The 23,652-nt window shown below is 41.8% G+C and carries 24 protein-coding genes; 10 read left to right on the forward strand and 14 right to left on the reverse strand.

Annotated elements, in window-relative coordinates:
- Positions 1-1,188, forward strand: coding sequence for a mannonate dehydratase (gene uxuA, locus IF202_RS04340; protein ID WP_191593626.1), 1,188 nt, complete (start codon positions 1-3; stop codon positions 1,186-1,188).
- A 157-nt stretch (positions 1,189-1,345) separates the two neighbouring features.
- On the opposite strand, the gene IF202_RS04345 is transcribed toward uxuA, so the two are convergent.
- The 6 genes from IF202_RS04345 to IF202_RS04370 are packed head-to-tail and all read right to left on the reverse strand — an operon-like array spanning position 1,346 to position 6,452.
- On the reverse strand, positions 1,346-2,215 hold the full coding sequence (locus IF202_RS04345) for a dioxygenase family protein (RefSeq protein ID WP_191593627.1): 870 nt from the start codon (positions 2,213-2,215) through the stop codon (positions 1,346-1,348).
- Positions 2,216-2,226: 11 nt separating this feature from the next.
- Positions 2,227-3,534, reverse strand: a complete 1,308-nt coding sequence (locus IF202_RS04350) for a TRAP transporter large permease (RefSeq protein ID WP_191593628.1) — start codon at positions 3,532-3,534, stop codon at positions 2,227-2,229.
- Positions 3,531-4,109, reverse strand: a complete 579-nt coding sequence (locus IF202_RS04355; RefSeq protein ID WP_191593629.1) for a TRAP transporter small permease subunit — start codon at positions 4,107-4,109, stop codon at positions 3,531-3,533. Before IF202_RS04355 ends, IF202_RS04350 begins: the two co-directional genes overlap by 4 nt.
- Positions 4,110-4,142: 33 nt before the next feature.
- On the reverse strand, positions 4,143-5,234 hold the full coding sequence (locus IF202_RS04360) for a C4-dicarboxylate TRAP transporter substrate-binding protein (RefSeq protein ID WP_191593630.1): 1,092 nt from the start codon (positions 5,232-5,234) through the stop codon (positions 4,143-4,145).
- A 39-nt stretch (positions 5,235-5,273) separates the two neighbouring features.
- Positions 5,274-5,723 (reverse strand): OsmC family protein, encoded by a 450-nt coding sequence (locus tag IF202_RS04365; protein ID WP_191593631.1) that lies wholly within the window; start codon positions 5,721-5,723, stop codon positions 5,274-5,276.
- A 48-nt stretch (positions 5,724-5,771) separates the two neighbouring features.
- Positions 5,772-6,452, reverse strand: coding sequence for a malonic semialdehyde reductase (locus IF202_RS04370; RefSeq protein WP_235963246.1), 681 nt, complete (start codon positions 6,450-6,452; stop codon positions 5,772-5,774).
- A gap of 195 nt (positions 6,453-6,647) precedes the next feature.
- Between IF202_RS04370 and IF202_RS04375 the strand changes: the two genes are divergently transcribed.
- The gene (locus IF202_RS04375; RefSeq protein WP_191593632.1) at positions 6,648-7,040 is read left to right on the forward strand and encodes a YciI family protein; all 393 of its coding nucleotides are present in this window, start codon (positions 6,648-6,650) and stop codon (positions 7,038-7,040) included.
- Between the two features lie 115 nt (positions 7,041-7,155).
- On the opposite strand, the gene IF202_RS04380 is transcribed toward IF202_RS04375, so the two are convergent.
- A complete protein-coding gene (locus IF202_RS04380) occupies positions 7,156-7,821 on the reverse strand; it encodes a LysE family translocator (protein ID WP_191593633.1) in 666 nt (221 codons plus the stop codon).
- An 81-nt stretch (positions 7,822-7,902) separates the two neighbouring features.
- Between IF202_RS04380 and IF202_RS04385 the strand changes: the two genes are divergently transcribed.
- The gene (locus IF202_RS04385) at positions 7,903-8,802 is read left to right on the forward strand and encodes a LysR substrate-binding domain-containing protein (protein WP_191593634.1); all 900 of its coding nucleotides are present in this window, start codon (positions 7,903-7,905) and stop codon (positions 8,800-8,802) included.
- Between the two features lie 36 nt (positions 8,803-8,838).
- Here IF202_RS04385 and IF202_RS04390 read toward each other — a convergent pair whose 3' ends face one another.
- A complete protein-coding gene (locus IF202_RS04390; RefSeq protein WP_191593635.1) occupies positions 8,839-9,990 on the reverse strand; it encodes a TauD/TfdA family dioxygenase in 1,152 nt (383 codons plus the stop codon).
- 137 nt (positions 9,991-10,127) lie between these two features.
- Between IF202_RS04390 and IF202_RS04395 the strand changes: the two genes are divergently transcribed.
- Positions 10,128-11,027, forward strand: a complete 900-nt coding sequence (locus IF202_RS04395) for a LysR substrate-binding domain-containing protein (RefSeq protein WP_191593636.1) — start codon at positions 10,128-10,130, stop codon at positions 11,025-11,027.
- A gap of 5 nt (positions 11,028-11,032) precedes the next feature.
- Here the strand turns inward: IF202_RS04395 and IF202_RS04400 are convergent, their stop codons facing one another.
- From IF202_RS04400 to dctP, 4 genes are all read right to left on the reverse strand, one after another.
- On the reverse strand, positions 11,033-11,770 hold the full coding sequence (locus IF202_RS04400; protein WP_191593637.1) for an AraC family transcriptional regulator: 738 nt from the start codon (positions 11,768-11,770) through the stop codon (positions 11,033-11,035).
- 162 nt (positions 11,771-11,932) lie between these two features.
- Positions 11,933-13,255 carry a TRAP transporter large permease gene (locus IF202_RS04405; RefSeq protein ID WP_191593638.1) on the reverse strand — a complete coding sequence of 441 codons (1,323 nt, stop codon included), beginning with the start codon at positions 13,253-13,255 and terminating at the stop codon, positions 11,933-11,935.
- Positions 13,252-13,761 carry a TRAP transporter small permease subunit gene (locus IF202_RS04410; protein WP_191593639.1) on the reverse strand — a complete coding sequence of 170 codons (510 nt, stop codon included), beginning with the start codon at positions 13,759-13,761 and terminating at the stop codon, positions 13,252-13,254. The genes IF202_RS04405 and IF202_RS04410 overlap by 4 nt, the downstream gene beginning before the upstream one ends.
- A 78-nt stretch (positions 13,762-13,839) precedes the next feature.
- Positions 13,840-14,901: a TRAP transporter substrate-binding protein DctP gene (gene dctP / locus IF202_RS04415; RefSeq protein ID WP_191593640.1), complete on the reverse strand. Its 1,062-nt coding sequence runs from the start codon at positions 14,899-14,901 to the stop codon at positions 13,840-13,842.
- 479 nt (positions 14,902-15,380) lie between these two features.
- Here dctP and lhpI point away from each other — a divergent pair, with 479 nt between their 5' ends.
- The 6 genes from lhpI to purU all read left to right on the forward strand — a co-directional run bounded on the left by lhpI (position 15,381) and on the right by purU (position 23,016).
- Positions 15,381-16,337 carry a bifunctional Delta(1)-pyrroline-2-carboxylate/Delta(1)-piperideine-2-carboxylate reductase gene (gene lhpI / locus IF202_RS04420; protein ID WP_191593641.1) on the forward strand — a complete coding sequence of 319 codons (957 nt, stop codon included), beginning with the start codon at positions 15,381-15,383 and terminating at the stop codon, positions 16,335-16,337.
- A gap of 420 nt (positions 16,338-16,757) precedes the next feature.
- Complete coding sequence (locus IF202_RS04425; RefSeq protein WP_191593642.1) at positions 16,758-18,011, forward strand: sarcosine oxidase subunit beta family protein; 1,254 nt, start codon at positions 16,758-16,760, stop codon at positions 18,009-18,011.
- Positions 18,012-18,024: 13 nt separating this feature from the next.
- Positions 18,025-18,390 (forward strand): sarcosine oxidase subunit delta, encoded by a 366-nt coding sequence (locus IF202_RS04430; RefSeq protein ID WP_191593643.1) that lies wholly within the window; start codon positions 18,025-18,027, stop codon positions 18,388-18,390.
- Positions 18,387-21,404 carry a sarcosine oxidase subunit alpha family protein gene (locus tag IF202_RS04435; RefSeq protein ID WP_191593644.1) on the forward strand — a complete coding sequence of 1,006 codons (3,018 nt, stop codon included), beginning with the start codon at positions 18,387-18,389 and terminating at the stop codon, positions 21,402-21,404. Before IF202_RS04430 ends, IF202_RS04435 begins: the two co-directional genes overlap by 4 nt.
- Positions 21,397-22,068: a sarcosine oxidase subunit gamma gene (locus IF202_RS04440; protein WP_191593645.1), complete on the forward strand. Its 672-nt coding sequence runs from the start codon at positions 21,397-21,399 to the stop codon at positions 22,066-22,068. Before IF202_RS04435 ends, IF202_RS04440 begins: the two co-directional genes overlap by 8 nt.
- Positions 22,069-22,149: 81 nt before the next feature.
- A complete protein-coding gene (gene purU, locus IF202_RS04445; RefSeq protein WP_191593646.1) occupies positions 22,150-23,016 on the forward strand; it encodes a formyltetrahydrofolate deformylase in 867 nt (288 codons plus the stop codon).
- A gap of 67 nt (positions 23,017-23,083) precedes the next feature.
- On the opposite strand, the gene IF202_RS04450 is transcribed toward purU, so the two are convergent.
- Both IF202_RS04450 and IF202_RS04455 read right to left on the reverse strand, forming a co-directional pair.
- Complete coding sequence (locus IF202_RS04450) at positions 23,084-23,380, reverse strand: type II toxin-antitoxin system RelE/ParE family toxin (RefSeq protein WP_191593647.1); 297 nt, start codon at positions 23,378-23,380, stop codon at positions 23,084-23,086.
- Entirely contained in the window at positions 23,380-23,580 is a 201-nt protein-coding gene (locus IF202_RS04455; protein ID WP_191593648.1) for an addiction module protein, read from the reverse strand. The genes IF202_RS04450 and IF202_RS04455 overlap by 1 nt, the downstream gene beginning before the upstream one ends.
- Positions 23,581-23,652 lie beyond the last annotated feature (72 nt).

Consider the following 23,652-nt stretch of genomic DNA (forward strand, 5'->3'; position numbering starts at 1 on the left):
ATGGAACATACTTGGCGTTGGTTTGGACCAAATGACGATACAACATTGACGGATATTCGTCAGTGTGGCGCAACGGGTGTAGTGACAGCCTTACATGAAATTTCTAATGGTGATGTTTGGCCTGTCGATGTAATTCAATCCCGTAAAGAAATGATTGAGGCTCATGGTTTGCGTTGGTCTGTCGTAGAAAGTGTACCTGTTCATGAAGATATTAAGAAACGTACGGGTAAGTATCTAGAATACATTGAGAACTACAAACAGACACTATTAAATTTGTCTGAATGTGGTATCGACACCGTGTGCTATAACTTCATGCCAGTACTCGATTGGACGCGTACAGATTTAGCGTATGAATTGCCTGATGGCTCACGTGCTCTGCGTTTTGACCAAACCGCGTTTGCAGCATTTGAGTTGTATATTCTAGAACGCAAAGGTGCTGAAGCCGAATACAATGATGAAGAAAAAGCGGCTGCGAAAGTTTTCTTTAATAATTTAAAAGAAGACGAAAAAAATCTTCTTGTTGCGAATATTATTGCTGGCTTACCGGGCGCAGAAGAAAGTTACACTTTAGAGCAGTTCCGTACTAAGTTAGCTGAATACGATCACATTGATAAAGACACATTGCGTAAGCATTTAAAACTTTTCCTAGAAGCCATTGTACCTGCGGCGGAGCAGGGCGGATTGAAATTAGCAATTCACCCAGATGATCCGCCACGTCCAATTCTTGGTTTGCCTCGCGTTGTGTCGGTTAAAGACGATGTGGAATGGTTGTTGAGTTCTGTACCAAGCGATGTGAATGGTTTGACATTGTGTACAGGTTCTTACGGCGTGCGCGCAGACAATGACCTAGTGGATATGATCAAGCAATTTGGCTCTCGTATTTATTTCACGCATTTGCGCTCAACAAAAAGAGAAGAAGTGGCAGGCAGTTTCCATGAAGCCTCTCATTTAGGTGGTGATGTGGATATGGTGGGCGTGGTCAGTGCTTTGATCCAAGAAGAGCAAAAACGCCAAGGCAACACTTCGTTTAAGTTAATTCCGATGCGACCAGACCACGGACATCAAATTTTGGATGACTTAACCAAAAAAACAAACCCAGGTTATTCCACGTTAGGCCGAATGAAAGGCTTAGCAGAAGTACGAGGTTTGGAAGTCGGCTTGAAAAGCGTACTCAAAACGTCAACTTAATCTTGTAGAAAATAGTTTTTATAAAATTATTTTTTAAAGCTACTTTCTAACGTAGAGCAATAAAAAATAAAACGCCTTCAGTTCTTAACTTAATGTTGAAAAGGTTAGAGAAGAAGGCGTTTTTTTAGGCTGTTTTATAGCTGATATTCACATAGTTTTATTTCTTGATCAGAATGGCATCAAAATCAATTTTTGAAAACGCATCATCCACCTTGCCAGACAACTCAAACCCTTCTTTCGGGAAAGTGCCTGCTGCTTGAGGTTTGTAGCCAATCACCAAATCTTCACGCACCCCAAATACTGTATCTTGGTCAAGATAAGGGTCATCATTAGGAAATACTTCAGTAACTAAGGAACGGTAACCTTCCGCTGAGACAATGTAATGCAAATGAGAAGGGCGCCATGGATGACGACCTGTTGCATCAAGAATCTTACCAACAGGGCCATCACTTGGCACAGTGTAGGAAACAGGTCTTATTGTAGTGAAACAATAGTAGCCATTTTCATCTGCAGTGAAGACCCCATGAAAGCTGTTGATATCTTGCTCTTCGTCTTGTGACGAATACAAGCCATTCGGTGCAGTTTGCCAAATATCGACTGTAGCGCCAGGAATGAAATTGCCTTCAGTGTCTTTGATATAGCCTTCAACCAAAATGACTTCGCCGTCATAGTGACGCTTAAAATCTGCACCTAATGCCATTTCTGGTGCATCTGATACATGGAATGGCCCTAATACACTGGAGCTGGTGGCCGCTGGATTTGAGTTGATCATGTCGACCAATGACGACACACCTAATACATCGGACAATAGGACGAATTCATTGCGTTCTGGTGTAGTTATTTCCCCAACCCACTTCAATAGTTCTAGAGACTCTCGCCATTCGTCATGAGTTAACTTGGTATCTTTAACAAAACCATGTAAGTGGTGAGCAAGACTTGCCATGATTTCTTTTACTCTTGGGTCCGTGTCTTTTCCGAAATACCCAAGAAACGTTTCAGTAATATTTTCAGCTGTAACAGAGCGCATAAGCGGTCTCCTTAATGTAAAATTCCAATGCTAAGTACGGGATAATTGATCAATAGAATAAGAACGATCAACATGACAAATGCGAAAGGCAACGCCCCCATAAATACATCTTTTAGACTGATGCGATCATCATCCACACTGGCTTTAATGACAAAACAGCTGATGCCTAATGGCGGAGTTAGCAGGCCTATTTCAGCACCAATTACAGTGATGATGCCGAACCAAACAAGGCTTAGACCCATAGGTTCAATAAGAGGTAAGAAAAGAGGGACAACAATTAAGATAATCGATGCGGTGTCTAGCAAAGTTCCTAAGAACAGCATTAAACAAACGTAAATCACCATGATCATCATAAAACTCATCTGATTTTGCTCTAGTATCACGGCCAATTCGTTTGGTAATCCTGCTAGGCCTAACATACGGCTGTAAATAGAAGCCGCAGTAATAAGGAACAAGATAGACGCAGTAATATGACCTGTTTCGATAAGGGCTTCCCAGAATATCTTTAGGTTTATTTTGCGACGAACGATGGCGATAATAAGACCTACCGCAGCACCTGCGGCACCAGCCTCAACAGGAGTCATCCAACCTGTGTATATTCCTCCTAATACAACCGTAATTAGTGTGACAAGTGGTGCCGTTTTCGAAAAAATTTCCTTAAATGACATCCACTCATATTCAGTTGCAGGCTTACCCCCTACATAATTCGGTGTGAATTTCCCCATTAACCAAATAGCTGCAATGTACGCTATAGCCAATAAAACCCCTGGTACAACGCCTGCTAGAAACATTTCACCTACAGATTGCTCTGCTACAAAAGAGTAGATAATCAGCATTGCAGAAGGAGGGATGATCATACCCAACACAGAAGAACCAGCTACAACACCAACAGCAAAGCGCGGGTTGTAGTCATATTTGAGCATTTCAGGAACCGATACCTTGGCAAAAACAGAGGCAGACGCAATGGAAGAGCCAGTTACAGCCGCAAAAACAGCATTTGCTCCAACGGTTGCCATACCAATTCCGCCTTTGACTTTTTTGAAGCCAGAATTCATTACCTCATAAATATCGGCCCCCATTCCTGCCTTGGAGACTATGAGCCCCATAAAGGTGAATAGAGGCACAGTGGCAAAGGTGTATTCCATCACACTGTCGCCAACAGCGATTTTTAGTAAGTTCATAGAGAGCTCAAAATCGTCACGCATTAGCCAAATAGACACAAACGAGACGACACCAAGCGCAACAGGGATATAAAGACCCAGATACACCAAAACAATAATGGCAATAACCGAGACAACACCAATCTCAATTGGACTCATATTTTTTCTCCTGACGGTACAGCTTTATCTTTCATTTCGTCCATACGAATGAGTTTGATGTTAGTTGCAGCAAGGATGACTTTAAGAATGAAAATCAATGCACACAGGCTGGCGCTTAGAAAGATGACGAGCTTGATTGGCCACCAAGGTGCGACGAAAACGCCGGGTACACCGAAGTAGTCTTTCGTTTCAAACATCTCAACAAATTCAGGCCATATGGCAATGGCAATGAGTGTCATCAATATTGCAGAAACACTATCAATAAAGCGTCTTACCCACATGGCTATATTAGGAAAGCGTGGTTGCATAATGGCTAAAAAACCGTCTGAACGCGTTAGTCTATTTACTCGTACAACATCAGGTAATTGTAAGAAAACAATCAATACCATCGTAAATTGCACAACTTCGACGGCACCGCCGAAGGGCTTATTAAACGCCCCACGAGCAATGACATCATAGTCAACGACAATCACCAGACAAAGTACCATCAGAGTGCCAACAGTGTTGGCAATAATGGCTGTCACATTCGCTATTCTGGATAGTTTATTAGTACCTTGAACAAGTATGTTAGACATAGCATGTACTCCGTGATTATAAGATGAGTGGCTTTATTTCAAGCCAGCAGCCCAATCACGAGCAGGAGTGAAGCCTGCCGCTGTTAGTTTTCCCATATAAGCGCGTAACATTTCTGTTCCTGGTTCACCTTTTTTATCTAAACCTGCAGCCCATTCAGCTGCTAAATTAGGCATGGAATCTGCCCACTCTTTTCTGGCTTCTTGGCTCATGGTAACGACTGTTCCGCCAGCGGCTATGTATGCGTCTAGACTTTCTTGAGCTCGATCCATCGCAATCTCAGCGATATGATCACGGTACTCAACAGCTACTTCTTGTATGACTTGCTTAACTTCGTCAGGAAGCTTTTTCCAGAAACGACTATTTGCTGTAACTGTTTTTGAATTCACTGCGCCTAAATCGGCTTTTAGCATAAAGGGTGCTACTTCGGCGATCTTGAATGTTTTCGCTGCTTCTGGCCAAAGCATGGCGTGATCGACTAAACCTGTAGAAAGCATGTTGTAAAAGTCGGTTAAACCACCTCGAACACCTGCTGCGTTATTAATACCATCTAGATAGCGTAAAATAATGCCAGCGCCAGCGACTTTGCCACCTTCAAGGTCTTTGATAGACTCGATGCGTTCTTTGCTGAATATTTGGTACGTATTCAAGACAACGCCTGTCGCTAGGTAGACTTGCTTTTGTTTGGAAAATTCTTTTTCCATAGTCGGAAATTCTTTGGTAATTTCATCCATTGCTTTGGCAACAACTCTGGCATCCACTGATACAAAGGGAGTCACTGCCGCTAATGACTGGCTTGGTAGTTTTGAATTATGAAAAACCGTTGTTACTATGCCGATATCACCCAGCCCTAGTTTGATTCCATCCAATACACCTTTAGGTTTTACAATGGTGCCACCGTAGGATTCTTGCCAATCAATTTTGTAGTTGTTAGTTTTTGCTAGACGCTCATTTACTTGTGGAATAAAGAAGTTAGAGAACTCATCTACCCACATTGCTTTAGCTGGGTATCCGTCAATGACAACCGCTTTAATGGTTTCGGTCGCCACAGCGGGAAGAGCAATTAATGAAGCCATGGTGATGACGATGGCTTTTTTCTGAAGTAGTTTTTTTATTGTTATTTTCATTGTTATCTACCTATATTGTTTTAGATTAAATTCGTTTATCTATAACCAAATCGCCTCAATTTCTGTGCCCGCTTGTTGAAATAGTTTCGACAGAGGGCAGTACTTTGTGACGTTTTCAGCAATACGATCTCGCTCCGATTTATCAACAGTAGGGTTTGTCTTCACTGTTAAGGTGATTTTCTTAAACGGAACATCAACTTCTTCCTCTAGCAGTACACCTCGGCGGTCAAACTCACAAACCGCTGAAATATGTAAATTACCAATGTTGATATTCAGTTTTTTTGCGCACTTATGAGCGATGACGTTGGTGCAACCAATTAGGGTTGCCACAACAGACTCTGTTGGTGTTGGGCCAATATTGGTTCCACCACGCTCGATAGGTTCATCAATGGTTAGCACCACATCGCGTATTGATACGTCGCTACGAGCATGGGAGCTACATTGCGTTTCTGCTCGTAATAATGCGGTTTTCTCCATTGTGATTTCCATTCAAAACACCTTTCTTTTGTGTCTGTCTTTTGATTAATGGCGATATTCTTATAAGAATGAACACACATCATCAAATGCAAAACGAGGCAGTTTTTGAAATAAGGCACTTTCGTCGGCATAACCTAAATTGCATAAAAAATTTGATCGCAAGGTTGTGCCTGAAAAGAACTCTTTATCAACAATGTCATTGGAAAAACCAGACATAGCACCAACATCAAGGCCCAATGCGCGAGCAGCAATCATTAAATAAGCACCTTGAAGTGTTCCGTTTAAAAAAGCGGTTTTTTCACAGTACTCAGATTTACCTTCGAACAATGGGCGTCGGTCTTCATGAGGGAAAAGGAAAGGGAGTTTGTGCCAGAACTCTAAATCATAAGCAATAATGACAGTGACTGGCGCCGCTCTCATCTTGTCGATGTTTTTTTCTTTTAATGATGTCGCAAGTCGATCTTTGCCTTCTTTTGAAGTGACAAAAAAGAAACGAGCAGGGCAGCAGTTCATGCTTGTCGCACCATTGGCAACAATGTCATAAAGCTCTTCTAGCAACTCTTTTGGAATAGGTTTGTCTTGCCAAGCATAATGCGAACGGGCATCACGCAAAATCATATCTATTGAATCTTTATCTAAGGTTGGCTTTCGTTGACGCAATGTTCTCACATTTTCTTGAGCTTCATCACGAATTTTAGCCAGTGTTGTGCTGTTTAACGCATCCATATTAGAACCACTCATACTCCATCCTTATATTTTTATTATTTAGGTAAGGTCATAGCGAGTAGCGATTATTTATTGATAGATCTATAAAAAACCACATCACTTTAACGGTATGTTGAAAGTATAGCTTGCTTAAGTTTTAGCGATAATTTAGTTTTATGTCAAATAATATCGATATTATTTTAATGGTTCTTTTTTACTTTGGAGAATGAAATGGCAGATTGGAACGAATATAAAGCAGCATCGAAAAAGCGTGGCTCATTGGCAATGGAGGTGTTTATTATTGAAAGCACGCCAGCGGGTGACCCTGAATTAGTAAAACAAACATTACCTGATCATTTGGCGTATCAGGCAGAGCAAGAACAAGCGGGAACGCTTATGTTTGCAGGTCCATTATCTGATGACTCTGGTGAAAATATGAATGGCTCAGGCATGATTATTTATAAAACTGCCAGCTTAGAAAGAGCAAAAAGCATTACTGAAAAAGACCCTATGCATAGTAGTGGCGCGCGAATATATAAGATACGGCGCTGGTTAATTAACGAAGGAAGCTTACAAATCGATATCAAACTGTCTGCGCAATCGGTTTCTTTATCTGAGGATTGATTGTTATTTTTAAATTTCTTTAAGAAGAGTAGAGCTGTTTTGGTAGGACAAAAATATTTTCTGTCCTACCTTTTTTACTCGTCTTCCAAAATGAGGAAACGTACACGAATAATTGTTAATCAGCCAACAAACGAATACCAAACGAAGTCAACAACACACCAGTGACCCTTTCAATCCAAACCTTAAAGACCAGTACCTTCTTTTGCACTCTTTCAGACGTTAACAAACAAGCGACTAAGCCGAACCAAACAAAGTGAGCAAACGCAATATAGAATCCATAACCCAACTCAATCACTAGCGCCGTATTGTCTGAAATGACTTGGCTAAATAAAGAGACAATAAATAACATGGTCTTTGGATTGAGTGCATTACAGGCAAACCCTGTCCAAAAAGACGATTGATTGTTTATGCCTTTTTTGCCTGAATCCAAGTCTTGCTTAATCGTGTCTTCGTGGCTTTTGTTTACTGCTTTTGAAAACATACTTTTGATGTCAGGCCATAAAGCAGAAACACCCAGCCAAATAAGATACATAGCACCAAGATAACGTAACGTATTTAATACCCAAACATTATTGGCAAACACAATGCCTAATCCAAATAAGGTATAAGCAAGATGCACGCTAATTGCCACGCTGATACCTAGAGCACACAAAATACCTTCTCGTCTCCCTTTTAATAATGCCACTTTCGATATCATCGCAAAGTCTGGTCCAGGGCTGATAACAGCCAATAGCGTAATGATGGCGACAGAATACAATTCGAAATGATCTATGTTTAACATAGTAAGCTACTCTTATTTGTGAATAATAAGAGTATAGATTCTTGAAAATATTAATGAAATCGATAATAAATGGTGAATATTGTGAGTAATAGTCACACAAAAAGGCGTTTGCCTCCTTTAGGTGCGCTTACTGCATTCGAGGCGGCGGCTCGTCATCAAAGCTTTTCTCGCGCGGCGGAAGAGTTACATCTGACACATGGCGCAATTAGTCGAGCGGTGTCACAAATAGAAGAGCGTATAGGTGTGAATCTATTTATTCGCCGTAATCGCCGCGTTTATTTAAACGCAGCGGGTCAACGCTTACTAAAAACAGCCACAGAAACCCTAGATGCACTGAGTAATACAGTAGAAGAAATTTATCGTCATGACAGCGCTTCACCTTTCTTGGTCGTGTCTTGTGAGCCTAGCGTAGCGATGCGTTGGTTAATGCCGCGGTTAGGTGATTTTCATGAAAAAAACCCCAACTTAAATATCGATTTAAGAATGGCTGGTGGTCCCATTGACTTGCTTTCACAAGGTTGTGATGTGGCGATTAGACGTACCGATTTTGGCGTCAATGAGGACTACCATATTACCCATTTATGCGAAGAATTTTCTGGTCCAGTTTGTACTCTGGATTACTGGGATAACAGCATAAAAGAAGACTTGAGCAAAGGCGTTTGGCTGCATAGTCGAACTCGTCCAAATGCTTGGGGCGACTGGATAGCAACTTCTGATATAGAGAAAGTAAACCCTAAAAGTGAGCAATACTTTGATCACTTCTTCTACGCTCTACAAGCCGCTCAAGACAGACTTGGAGTCGCTATCGGCTCATTACCTTTGGTTTTGGATGATTTGACGACACGAAGGTTAGTGGCGCCTTTTGGGATGCAGCCGACAGGCTACCATTACGCCATCATTACATTGGACGATCCAAATCAAGACCCAAGAATAAAAGTATTTCGTGATTGGCTGTTAGTGCAGATTAATCTGATGAGTTAGCTAAATTAACAAAAAACATATCTGTTTTTATATTTATCATGAATGTGCTTGAGCTAATACACGCAGCCGGCTCTTGAACTCAGATCGATCAATGTAACAACCATGTAAATGACGTCGACCGCTGGTATTTTCGAACTTGTTTCGTCCATGTAACACTCTTCGATTGTCGAACACCACCATTTGACCCGCTTGTAATTTGAACTCGATTTTAAAACGCTCATCACGGAAGCGAGCCATTAAATTACGATACGCTAAATAATAATCACGCATTAGGTTGGCTGGTAAGTCAAAAACATCGGCGATGTGCGCGTTGTATTTGATTTCAATAATATTTCCAAAATGGTCTACATTAATTACTGTATGGTGTTGACGAATATCATGATCTTGGTCATGAAAGCGAAAAGGTATAGCTTGTTCGGCTAATATTTTAAAATGATCAGGGCGTTGACTACGTAGTTCTTCAGCCACACGCAACCCATCAACAAAAGTCGATTCCCCACCTTCGCTATCATTCGCTAAACAATGTAAAAATTGATAGCCCGGCGGTGTTTCTTGATTGGGTAAATCTGTATGCAATGGCAGAGAAATAGAGGTGTAGGCTAGATTAATAGGGGATTCGACGGACTCTACATTAAAGCTTGTTCCAAAATTGGTTTGGCGTAAATAATCGATGCGAGTCGCGAGGGATATTGTCGACTCTGGTGTATTTTGCATTCCATCTATAACGGTAAGACCAAACTTATCTAGCTCTACCATCCATTGATATAGGGCAGAATCTTGCTGGATGATTTGGTCGTAATTAGCGTGAGGTATATGGCTAATAAAAGACGAATCCCAGCTTTGGTAGCTGCTTATATAATGTGGATCTTCTGTTCGAGAATAGCTGTGTTCTAACAGCCATGACTGTAGAAAAATACTTCTGTGATTACCTTCGGACCATTCAATTTCCAGGGTTTCTTTGCCTAATGTTATTTCGATAGGATGAATGTCTTCACTGACGCTGAGTAAATCAAAATCGCGCTCTTTGGTTGTCTTATGAAAGGCGCTAGGACAATTATCTCTCAACCAAATATGATGAAACTGAGAGGTTGATCCATCACTCCATTCTATTGCAAGGCTGTGTTCATTTTTGTGTACTGAGGTAATGGATTGGTGTGAGCTTGTGATGTCTGAAGCATTTAATGTCATGGAGTAATCCTGAGTACAAAGAAGTATGTATTGAATAGAAGCATGCTAGACAGATTGTATTTTTTATGCAAACGACATATTTTAACTATCGTAATAAGTATTGCTAATGGATGGGTTTTAAAATTGGAACACAAACGATGAAAACAGACATTCCAGCAATGAATTGGGTCAGAACTTTTGAAGCGGCGGCGCGTTTGCTTAATTTCAGTGCAGCCGCTCGTGAATTACACATGACTCAATCTGCAGTAAGCCAACAAATTAAATTGTTAGAGCACCATCTAGGTGATGAGCTATTTATTCGGAAACACAAAAAAGTGACGCTCACAAACAGTGGACTTGCCTATCTTCCTGTTGTGCAAACAACGTTAAATGATTTACAGCGCAAGACGGCTGATATTTTTTCTCCGGTGGGAAAGGGACGTTTGGTTTTACAGGTTAATTACGCGTTTTCATACTTATGGTTATCGAATAACCTTTATAAATTTTGTGCTCGCTACCCGGGAATTAGGCTGCAATTGTTTCACTCTAATTGGGCGAGTGATTTTTCAGAAAGTAGCCATGATCTTGCGATTATAAATGGCAACGGTAAATGGTCTGGTCTTAACTTAGAGCCTTTGATTAAAGCGGAAGTGCAGCCTTTATGTTCCGTCAAAATAGCGCAGCTTATTTCACAACCAAAAGATTTATTGTCTTTATCTTTGATTGAGGTCGTGGGAGCCAGTCATTCCTGGGAGCAATGGTTTGAACAATTTGGAATTAATTTAGACCCGAGTCTGGTTATTTGCCATAAAGTAGACACCATACTGGCTGCAAGTATGATGGCGGAATCAGGGCTTGGTGTCATGTTGTCCTATCCGGACTTATTTGCGAAGCAATACAAGGAAGGGAAGTTGTCAGCACCCTTTGATGAAAAAATGCCAACCAGTGATAATTATTTTTTGGTGTTTCCAGAAGGTCGACCTCTATCTAAATCTGCGACTGTTTTTCGCGATTGGTTACGCGAAGAAATGAGAGTGTTCTTGAGACTAATGACATGAAGCAACTAGCATTTTCGTAGATGTCTAGGTGAGTGACCATAACTGCGTTGGAATGAATGTGTCATGGAGCTCTGATTACTAAATCCTGTTTCTTCGGCAATAATGGAAAGTGGTTTGTTCGTTGTGATAATTAGGTCATAAGCCTTTTCTAAACGTTTTTTTAAGATAAATTGGTAAGGCGTAACAGACGTTTCGTTGGTGAACAGTTCACTGAAATGACCAGAACTTACATGATGCATTTCTGCCAGTTGCGTAACGGAAAGTTTCTGATCAAGGTTTTCATCAATAAAACGGGAGATAGAGCTAATGTTGAGCTTTGAACGGTTCTTGTTGTCTGGCAGATCGCCTAAAATTCGATGATGTAATGACGCCATTAAACCAAGTGTACAGCCATCAAGAGCTTCGGGAAAAAAATTGAAGTTGTTAGACTCTTTGTCTAAATAAGAAATAAGCATCTTCAGATTATCATCGATAGAGAAGTAACGAGGTTGTTCAAATAAGTTTTCTAAACGGCTGTTCAATTGTACATTGGGGATATCGATAATAATGTGATTATTATCGCCAATACCTTCAAAGTAATGGGTTTCACTGGCAGGAGCTAGGCACCCAGTATGACTATTGACGACACCACCTTTCCCGTCAATTTCAAATAATGCATGTCCTTTTACAGCGATAATTAATTGATGATGTCCGTGGTTGTGTTGATCGCACGAGTTCGGCAAAATAATATTTCGAAGATGCATTTCATACCTAACGCTTTATAAAATACTTCTAGTGTTGCATTTCCTTTAAATAAGTCAATTTAATTTGCTCTTTCTTGGTTTTTTTATGGTTTGTTACTGTTCCTTTTATCTATTCATGGGGTCCAACTCAGCAAAGCTGGCTCGGCTGAGTTGGACTATGAATTACCAGTTTGGAGCACCAAGTACTTTTGGTAGCCAAGTAGCAGTTTCTGGATAAATTAGTATGACAAATAGAACAAGTAATTGTATGGCGATGAAAGGTATTACACCGGCATACATATGCTTTAATGTGATACTTGGTGGTGAAATAGCTCTTAAATAGAAAATTGAAGGTGCCAAAGGTGGTGTCAGATAGCTGGTTTGCAATACAACTAAGAATGCGACACAGAACCAAATATCATCAAAGCCCAGTAAGCGAACAATAGGGATGGCAACTGGAATAATGATTAACACAACAGACATCATATCTAATAAAAAGCCTGCAATAAAAGCAATAAACAATATCAAACCGAGCACGGTATGTGGGCTAAAACCAGAGCCAGTGAGTAGTGATTGAACCGTTTGCATGCCACCAGTTGCAAAAAATATTCCTGCAAACATATTACCGGCCATTACGATCAACAAAATCATTGCGGTAATGTTGACTGTTCGCAGCATGGATTCCCACAATACGGTTAGTTTACAGCTTTTATAGCAAATCGATAAAATCACAGCGCCTAAGGCACCGCACGCTGAGGCTTCTGTTGGTGTAGCAAGACCCAGTAAAATAGTTCCCAATACTGTAAATATCAACGCGGCTGCTGGTACTATTGCCGTGGCCGTGATTTTCAACCTTTCACTAAGTGGTATTCCTACTTCACCTTGTTCGCGTGGTGCCATGTTAGGTTTAAAATACGCCAGAGCAATGACATAAATAATAAACAAGGCTGCCATTAATAAACCTGGAATAAGCAAACCATTAAATAGCTGACCAACTGAGATTCCTGCAACCGGCCCTAATACAATAACGGTGATAGACGGTGGTATCGCTGTACCTAATGAACCACTTGCGCAGATCACACCGGATAGTAAACGTTTGTCATATTGGTGTTTGAGCATGATAGGAATGGTAAGCAAACCAATGACGGCTTCGGTTGCGCCAACAACGCCACTTGATGCTGCGAATATAGCGCCAAGTAAAATTGTCCCTACACCGATTCCACCTGGAAGGCGTTTTGTCCATAGATGAATAGCATGAAAGAGTCGCTCTGCTATACCAGATTTTTCTAACATAGCCCCCATAAAGATAAACAGGGGAACCGCTGCCAATATGGAATTAGAAGCCGTTTCTTCAATTTTTGTTAATAGTTGATACGCTGTTACGTCACCGAACATCATTAAGCCAAAAATAGTGGCTGTCAGTATCATCGCAAAGGCAATTTGTACACCTAGAAAAATAAATAGGATGAGTACAGGAAACATAAAAATAGACAGGAAATCACTCATGCAAAGTCATCCTCTTTTCCACTAATTACGGTAATGATGGCTTTAAGAAGCTCAGCAATAAGTTGCATAACCAGCAATAAGAAACCTAAGAACCAAGTGAAATAAATAGGCCAAATAATGGGGTTCCATGCAGAGCGTCCAGAGCGTTCACCACTGTCATAGGCTTCATAGAAATAATGAGCGAGTTCCCATGTTAGCCAGATAATGATTGGTAATAACATTATGTAAAAAATGGCACGAATAGTCGCGGCCACTCTTTTTGACATTTTCATAGTGAGTAAATCTACGCTTACATGCTGCTTAAGGCGTAAAGCATTCGCCATTCCAAGAACAAAAAGCGTCCCCATGACCATATAGCTGATTTCAAATGCCCAAGCGGTTGGTGTACCTAAAACATGACGACTAAAGACTTCGACAATCAATGCGCCAATAAGCGGCAGTATTAATAATGCGGCAATGCCACCGAAGAAACGTGTTGGCATTTCTAATAGTTTAATAAGAATCATTGTGTTCCTGATAAGACAGATCTGAATAGGAGGAAAACAAAAGAGAAGAAGCGAAGTTATTGCCTCTTCTCTCATTTATTAAAGTTCAGATTCACCAATGGTTAGGCGATATTCTGACCAGTTTGTCATTTCTGCTTTAAATTGACGTTGAGAAGTCAGCACTTTTGAAAACCACGTGTTTTTCGCAGCGTTTTCATCTTCCCATGCAACCGTTTCTTCAAGAACTTTAGTGATAAAACTCGGATCTAATTTAACGATTTCGTTTTTACCATTTTTTAATTCTTCATAAGCCGCTAGATCGGCATAAGAAGAGGCAAGCCATGAATCAAACACAGAGAGTTTAGCAGCATTACGCAACATATTTTGCTCTTGATCTGTTAATTTATCCCATACACGTTTGTTTACCTGACACTCAAGAACACCACCTGATTGATGTACACCAGGAACCATGACGTATTTAGCAACTTCTTGAAAACCAGTTGGTTTGTTTAACTCTGGGCTACCCCATTCCGCCGCGTCAATTACACCACGCTCAAGTGCGCTGTAAATTTCACTACCGGCCATAACAACAGTAGATGCACCAAGGCGAGAGGCAATTTCAGCCCATGCTCCAGATGTTCTTAAACGCAAGCCTTGAAAATCTTCAAAGGTTTGTACTTTTTTGTTTGAGTGAAGAAAAATCTCAGTGCCCAAAATAGAGCAAGGGAAGGCAACAACTTTGGATTTTTCTAGGCGAAATTGTTCGTATAATTCAATGCCGCCACCTTGATACATCCACAACATAAACTCTTCAGGAGTAAGACCACTGGAGTGTCCTGCTAGCAACGCGGCAGTAGGATCAACACCATAGTCATAGTTAATGTAATTGTGACTTACTTGCGCTACGCCAGATTTAACCGTTTCAGTGACTTTAAATGCACTACCTAGCGTGCCACCTGGAAATACTTTGATATCAAAGTCGCCATTACTCATTGCTTTAACGTGGTCTGCAAAATTTTGCGCGTCACGTTCTAGCCAAGGGCCGCCTGACCATGGTGTTGCCATGCGCCAGTCTTTTTCAGCTGCACTAATGTTTACGCTAGCCGACATAACAGCCGTGGCGATTAAGGTTGTTGATAATATTTTTTTAAGTGATTTCATGTTCGTTCCTTTGTGTCTTGTTATTTCAGTTGTTTACTGAAGTTAGAGCAAAGTCCCTGCTAATAATTGATATCGTCCTTGATTATATTATTGTTTTAATTCATAGGCTTAGATGCTGAATTGTTAGTATCTATTAACCTGTTTATATGGGGCCTGAGTTACATAGAATGTGTTGCTATTCTTATAAATGAATCTTCTTCTCAACTAGAGATACATCGATTGTAGGGGGTTTTTAAGGACGCAACTTGTCGAAAATCTTGGTCTTTTTGTTATAAACACGGTTTTTGTAAGAAAGGAGTAAGAATTTTTTCTGTTTTTGTTTACTTTTAGGTACTGGAAAGAAAGTCGATAGATTACGGAGTGCTTGAATACGATAGGCAATCGACTTTCTTATCTGTGCCAAATGTGTCGGTTATTGTTTAGATCTAATAATGTCTTAAAGAAAAATTGACTAGTAGAAACAATTTTAGGAAATCAAAGTGAAAAATATTTTCGTACAATATAAAGACGGTTGCCTACCTTACAAAAAAGTAATATCAGCACTGGATGATGCTTTTAAACTAGATATTAATTGCCCAATTCGACACCATCATCATTTGGCTGTACCTGGTAAGAAGGATGCTACATTACTTTTAATGCCAGCTTGGTTAGAAGGTCAGTACTTAGGGGTTAAACAAGTTAGTGTTTTTCCTAGTAATAATGAAGTTGGTTTACCTGGGCTAAATAGTATCTACATTCTTAGTTGTGCCAAAACGGGCCAGCCTCTCGCGCAATTTGATGGAAATGTTATTACAGCCAGACGAACTGCATCGGCAGCGGCGTTAGGTGCAAGATACTTATCTCGACCTGATTCTAAGTCTTTACTAATGATTGGTGCCGGGAAGGTTGCTAGCCAAGTTGTACAAGCAATGTGCGAAGTGCGCGATATAGAAGAAATTAAAGTCTTTGATATTTATGAAGCTTCAGCCGTGCGTTTAGTTGAGCAAATTCAAACAGAAATGAAGGTTAAAGCCAGCGTTGTGAGTAAAGACGATTTACCTAGCGCCGTAGCATGGGCGGATATTGTAAGTTGCGCGACACTGAGTGAGGAACCTTTGGTGCTTGGTGAGTGGGTAACACCAGGTACTCATGTGGATTTGATCGGTAGTTTTACTCCTACTATGCGTGAAGCCGACGATACCCTGATGCAGAAGGCGCAAGTGTTTGCAGACTTTAAAGAAGCGGCTTTAACTGAAACAGGTGATTTTATTTCGCCAATCAAAAGTGGTGCGATAACACCGGACCATATAATTGGTGATTTTTTCTCTTTGAGTCGTGGACATCATGCCGGGCGTCAGCAATTTACTGATCCTGAAAATGATATTTCAGTGTTTAAAGCCGTTGGTTCATCCATTGAAGACCTTGCAACGGCAATGCTGTGGTTTGATACTATTTAGATAATAGGTTGCATTAAAGAACGCTATAGAGTGCAAGGTTAGTTTTGACTTTGTGTTTTTTAGAAGGTGCTAAGTTTTTGACAAACTTAGCATTAACCAGCCATTTACAAATTACTCATAAATATTCTAATTATCAGGGCTTGTAACCTTTGTATTGAAGAAACTTTGATAGAGCTATTATTTAATTCATTTTTTTCTTTTTGATGCCCCCTTTTTACTCCTGTTTTCCTGTCGTTTTTAAACCACTGTCGCTAATTGTCATCCGCTGGACGTTCTCAAGCATAAGGCATGAAAACATTGTCTTTATTATCGTTTCAAATACGTAACCTGTGGCGACCTCTGTCATTCTGAAATGTCGCAATTTTTTACCACACCACGATAATCGTTAGAATCGATTGTTTATGTAAAGGAGCTGATTCAATGCAGCATTATTCCGGCTTTGGATTGTTAAAGCACAGTTTGAGTCATCATGAAAACTGGCAGCGGGTGTGGCGTAATCCTACGCCAAAGAAAAAATACGATGTCATCATTATTGGTGGCGGTGGTCACGGTTTGGCGACGGCATATTACTTGGCGAAAGAGCATGGAATCACTAATGTAGCTGTGCTGGAAAAAGGCCATTTAGGAGGAGGTAACGCGTCTCGTAATACCACTATTGTACGTTCTAACTACCTTTGGGATGAGTCTGCGGCGTTGTACGAGCATTCCATGCAGCTATGGGAAGGTCTTGCACAAGAACTAAATTACAACGTGATGTTTTCTCAGCGAGGTGTTTATCATACCTGTCATACATTGCAGGACATGCGAGCGAATGAACGTCTTGTTGCTGCTAATCGCTTGCAGGGCATTGATAATGAAATGGTCGATGCCGAGCAACTACAAAAAGAAATCCCAACGCTAGATTGTTCGAAAAACTCCCGTTACCCAATTATGGGCGCATCGGTTCAGCGCCGTGCGGGTAACGCACGTCACGATGCGGTTGCTTGGGGTTATGCTCGAGCAGCGGATGCATTGGGTGTTGATCTAATACAAAACTGCGAAGTGATTGATATGGAAATCAATGACGGCAAAATCACTGGCGTGAAAACGAAACAATACGGTGTGCTAAAAGCAGATCGTGTTGGCTGCGTGGTCGCAGGTAATAGTGGTGTGTTGGCGAAAATGGCTGGCTTTGAATTACCCGTAGAATCTCACCCTCTACAGGCTCTGGTCTCCGAACCGATCAAACCTTTCCTTGATACCGTAGTGATGTCTAACCATGTACATGGCTATATGAGTCAATCGGATAAAGGCGATTTGGTTATCGGTGCTGGGATTGATGGTTGGGTTGGATATGGGCAACGTGGTTCTTACGGCATTATTGAACAAACCGTTCAGGCCATTGTTGAATTGTTCCCTTGTGCCAGTCGAGTTCGTATGAACCGTCAGTGGGGTGGCATTGTTGATGCGTGCCCAGATGCGAGCCCAATTATTTCAGAAACACCCGTGAAAAACTTATTCTTTAACTGTGGTTGGGGAACGGGTGGATTTAAAGGTACGCCTGGATCTGGAAACCTGTTTGCCCATACGTTAGCCAATGGCAAGCCACATCAGATAGCGGAACCTTTCTCTATGCAGCGTTTTCATACTGGTGCACTAATTGATGAACATGGCGCTGCCGGTGTAGCACACTAATAAGGGGATGAAAATGTTACATATTTACTGCCCGCATTGTGCGGAATACCGTGTAGAAACAGAATTTCACGCCGCAGGACAGGCACACATTGCTCGTCCACTAGACCCAGAAGCGTGCTCTGATCAGGAGTGGGGTGAATATCTATTTTTCCGCAAAAACCCTCGAGGCCTTCATCATGAGTTATGGGTACATGCAGCGGGTTGTCGAAAATTCTTCAACATGACTCGAGACACCCAGAGCTACGAAATTAAAGAAGTCTACAAGGTCGGTGAAAAACCCTCTGTAGTTGATAGCCCTGCTCAGCAAAAAGCTATGTCTATGGAAACGGTGTCTGAAGAAACTGTGTCTGGGGAAAATATGTCAGGAGCGCAATCATGACTCAACAGAATCGCCTCATTAATGGTGGGCGTATTGATCGCTCAGAACCGTTAACGTTTACTTATAACGGCAAAAAATACAAAGGCTATAAAGGAGATACGTTGGCCTCTGCGATGCTCGCAAATGGTATCGATGTGGTTGCACGTAGTTTCAAATACAGTCGTCCACGGGGCATTGTTGCTGCCGGTGCAGAAGAGCCAAATGCCGTATTGCAATTAGGTGCAACGGAAGCGACTCAAGTTCCGAATGTAAGAGCGACACAACAAGAATTATTTAATGGCTTAGTCTCCGCGTCGACCAATGGTTGGCCGAGTGTTGATACAGATGTAATGGGCATGGTCGGTAAAGTCGGCGGTAACATGATGCCACCGGGTTTCTATTACAAAACCTTCATGTTTCCAGAATCGCTTTGGAGCACTTACGAGTCTGTGATTCGTAAAGCCGCAGGCATTGGTCGCGCACCGAAAGAACATGATCCAGACACCTACGATACGATCAATCAGCATTGCGATGTTATGGTTGTTGGCGCAGGCCCTGCTGGTTTGGTTGCGGCGTTAACCGCGGCCCGTGGTGGTGCTCGAGTTATTATTGCGGACGAACAAAATGAGTTTGGTGGAAGCCTACTTAACGGAACAGAGCAACTTGATGGAAAGCCTGCTGATGAGTGGGTTCAAACAATCGTTGAAGAGTTAAATACGTATGACGATGTCATGCTATTACCACGGTCAACGGTTAACGGTTATCACGATCATAACTATCTAACGATACATGAACGTCGTACCGATCATTTGGCAGACAAAGCGCCAGTGAATCAAGTACGTCAGCGTATGCATCGAGTTCGTGCTAAATGGGTTGTACTTGCAACAGGCGCTCATGAGCGTCCTTTAGTCTACTCAAACAATGATGTGCCTGGTTGTATGATTACAGGTGCTGTATCGGCTTATATTAATCGTTATGGTGTTGTACCGGGTAATGATTTAGTGGTCATGACTACCAATGACTACGGTTACCAAGCCGCGTTAGATTGGTCAGATGCTGGCCGAAAAGTGGTCGCAATTGTCGATACACGAGATGTTGCAACAGGAGACCTAATTGAAGAAGCGCGTAAGCGTGGTCTGAATATTATTCCAGGCTCTGCCGTCATTGAAGTGCAGGGTGCTAAACGTGTTACAGGTGTTTCTGTCGCGGATCTGAATGCGGATGGTACAAAAATCGTCGGATCAGTCACGAAATTGAAAGCCGATACGGTGGCCACTTCTGGTGGTTGGAGTCCGGTTATTCATTTGTCTTGTCATACTGGTAGTCGTCCTGTTTGGGATGACACTGTCGTGGGCTTCCTACCGGGGCCTACATTGCAGAAGCAACTGACAGCAGGTGGTGTTAATGGTCAGTATGAAACCGAGATTGTTTTACAGGAAGGTTTAGACGCTGGTCAGAAAGCATTGGCTGAAGTCGGTTTGGCTGCGGTTGATGTCGTTTTACCTACCGTCAAAACGCTCAAAATCACGGCACCAATGAGTCTGTTCCATATCCCTCATTTGAAACCTACTTCCCAAGCACCTAAACAGTTTGTTGATTATCAAACTGACGTTACTGCGGCTGGCATTGAAATAGCGTGTCGTGAAGGCTTTGAAGCAATTGAACATGTGAAGCGTTATACCGCGATGGGTTTTGGTACGGATCAAGGTAAATTGGGCAACATCAATGGCATGGCCGTGGCGGCCAAAGCGCTTAATAAAACGATTCCAGAAACAGGTACGACAGTATTTCGTCCTAATTATACGCCGATTGCATTCGGTGCGATTATTGGACGTAACAGTGGCGCCTTGTTCGAGCCAGAACGTTACACAGCGATGCATAAATGGCACGTTGAACAGGGTGCATTGTTTGAAGATGTTGGCCAGTGGAAGCGTCCATGGTATTACCCTCAAGGCAACGAAACGATGCAACAAACACTTAATCGTGAGTGTTTAGCAGTACGCAACAAAGTCGGCATTCTAGATGCATCCACCTTAGGTAAAATTGATATACAAGGTAAAGATGCTCGCGAATTCCTTGGTCGTGTTTATTCTAATGCTTGGGCGAAATTAGCGATCGGGAAATGTCGTTACGGCTTAATGTGTGGTGAAGACGGCATGGTGTTTGATGACGGTGTAACCGCTTGTCTTGGTGAAAACCACTTCCTAATGACCACCACCAGTGGTGGCGCTGCGCATGTTTATGAGTGGCTGGAAATTTACCATCAAACAGAGTGGCCAGAGCTGGAAGTGTACTTCAATACGGTTACCGATCACTGGTCAACGGCGACGATTACAGGCCCTAACAGCCGTAAATTACTCGAAGAGTTAACCGATTTTGATGTGACGAATGACAATTTCCGTTACATGGATTGGAAACAGATTACGGTAGCGGGTGTTCCTGCACGTGTATTCCGTATTTCCTTCACAGGTGAACTGTCATTTGAGATCAACGTACAGGCAAACTACGGAATGCCAGTATGGGAAAAACTGATCGAAGCAGGAGAAAAACACGGTCTAACGCCTTACGGTACAGAAACCATGCATGTTCTTCGTGCCGAAAAAGGTTTCATCATTACAGGTCAAGATACGGATGGATCGGTTCATCCTTATGATCTTGGTATGGGGTGGTGTGTCTCTAACCAGAAACCATTCAGCTACATTGGTAAACGCGGCATGAATCGTTCAGATTGTGTCCGTAAAAACCGTAAGCAAATGGTTGGTCTAAAAACCAAAGATCCTATGAAGGTGATTCCAGAAGGATCGCAAGCGGTACTCGATCCTAAAGCGCCAATGCCGGTTCCAATGGAAGGACACATTAGCTCAAGTTATTGGAGTGAATCATTAGGTCATTCTATTGCAATGGGCTTTATAAAAGATGGTCTCGAAAAAATGGGTGACACAGTGTATTACCCAATGGCCGATGGTACTGTGATTGAAGCTGAAATTTGCAGCCCGATCTTCTTTGATCCGAAAGGGGAGCGTCAAAATGTCTGATCTGAATACTATGACGGCAGCAGAAAGTGCCGCCACAAAAGCGGCCGTGATGGACCAATTGCCTAGTTCTGAAATAGAAGGTCAGTCACCATTACATCACGCAGACCTACTAAGTCTTGCAACGCAAGGACCCAGTACAGGTGGTATTCACTTTCGTGAGCACAAATTGTTAGGTCATTTGACGCTACGCTGCAATGCAGAAAATGCAGACCAGTTAGCGGCGGTTGAGCGTGTATTGGGTGTCGGATTACCGATACAGCCATTGACGAGCAACGAAAGTGGCGATTATTCGATTCGCTGGTTGTCACCTGATGAATGGCTCATTTTAGTGCCTGGGTTAGAAGCGTTTGAGATCGAAACAAAGTTTCGTGATGAAATGCCAGGACACTATTCACTGGTGAACAGCAGTGGTGGTTCGACCGTATTAGAGTTGTCTGGTGAAAACGTGGTTGAGTTACTGCAGAAGGCGACACCCATTGACCTCCATTTAAAGGCGTTTCCAGTAGGTAAGGTGGTTTCGACCTTGTTTGCTAAAAGCACTACGACCATGCGCCGTACTGGTGAGCAGCGTTTTGAATTAGTCGTTCGACGTTCGTTTTCAGACTATATCTGGCTTTGGATTCAAGATGCTAGTTTAGAGTATGGCCTTGTAATCGAGGCCTAATGTTCTTTCCCCATACCATCAAGGCTGGCCGTTTTTCGGTCAGCCTTTTTAGTGGAAAAAAATCATATTAAGAGACAGTTTATGAAATCTAAAACCTTACCTTGGATCTTTACGGCCAGCTGCCCAAGCGTCATCGGCACAGTAGACGTTGTTACTCGCTACATGGCAGAAGCAGAAAACTACATAGATGAAATACATTCTTTTGATGATAGAGAATCTGGCCTTTTCTTTATCCGTATCGAATTTTTCCCACAAAGCGATGACTTTTCAGAAGAGAGCTTCAGCACGACATTTGGGCCACGTGCTGCAGAATTTGGTATGGGTTGGGAGCTAACTGAGCCCAATCACCGCCCTAAAGTGGCGATCATGGTGTCTAAATATGACCATTGCTTAAACGACTTATTGTACCGTTTTCGCACCAATCAGCTGAACATTGATGTAACCGTTATTATCTCTAATCATCCAGATTTAGAGCCTTTAGCCAAATGGCATGACATCCCTTATTACCATTTACCAATCAGTGCTGAAACCAAGCTAGAGCAAGAGGCAAAAGTGATTGAGCTAATCGAACAATACGACACAGAACTTGTCGTACTTGCCCGTTACATGCAAGTGTTGTCGCCAAGCATGTGCCAATACCTAGATGGCCGAGCGATCAACATACATCACTCCTTGTTACCAGGTTTTAAAGGCGCTCGCCCTTACCACCAAGCGTGGGAAAAAGGCGTGAAAATGGTCGGTGCTACCGCTCACTACGTCAACAATGACCTAGATGAAGGGCCAATTATTTCCCAAGGAATACAAACTGTAAGCCATGCTCTATACCCAGAAGACCTTATTGCGAAAGGGCAAGACGTGGAAAGGGTAACCTTATTCAATGCCGTGAAATGCCACGTAGAGAAACGTGTCTTTTTGAATGGAAAACGCACCGTCATTTTTGGTGGCTAAGGTGTTTTGGTATTGAAAACAAAAAGCCGCTCTTGAAGCGGCTTTTTTGTTCTTTAAAGTGTCCCGTTTAAACTCGTAATATCCATTTTTTAGGCTCGCGTGCGCAATGCATAACAGCAAAAATGATAATGATGTCTTCATGTATTTTATAAAAAATACTATATGGAAATTTGTTCACTAAAGCCCGATGAAGTGTTTTGTGAATGACTGGGTATTGCTTCGGATTATCAGATATTTTTGACAGTGAAGCTTCGATACACTGGATAAAGTCAGTGCCTAATCCAATCTTACATTGTTCGAAATAGGAATAAGCTTCTTTTAGGTCATCCTCGACCTTTGGACGTATCCTTACTTGATATGACATTAGGAACCTAATATTTTAGCTTTCACAGTATTCCAGTCTGAACCAATATTTTGATCTGATTCAAATTGAGCCAATCTAGTGTTCAATTCGTTTTTTTGCGCAGTTGTTAGTTCTATAACGTCCTGTTCATCCGCTACAGAATCCCAAAGCTGTTGAGCTAAGGTTACTTTTTCATTTGTACTTAAATCGTCTAGTTTCATCATAATTACCTAACAATATTTGACGTTTCTTCAGTATAAAACGATTTTAGCTAAATGTAACTGATCATAGAT

The sequence above is a fragment of the Marinomonas colpomeniae genome (assembly GCF_014803385.1).
GTDB classification, from domain to species: domain Bacteria; phylum Pseudomonadota; class Gammaproteobacteria; order Pseudomonadales; family Marinomonadaceae; genus Marinomonas; species Marinomonas colpomeniae.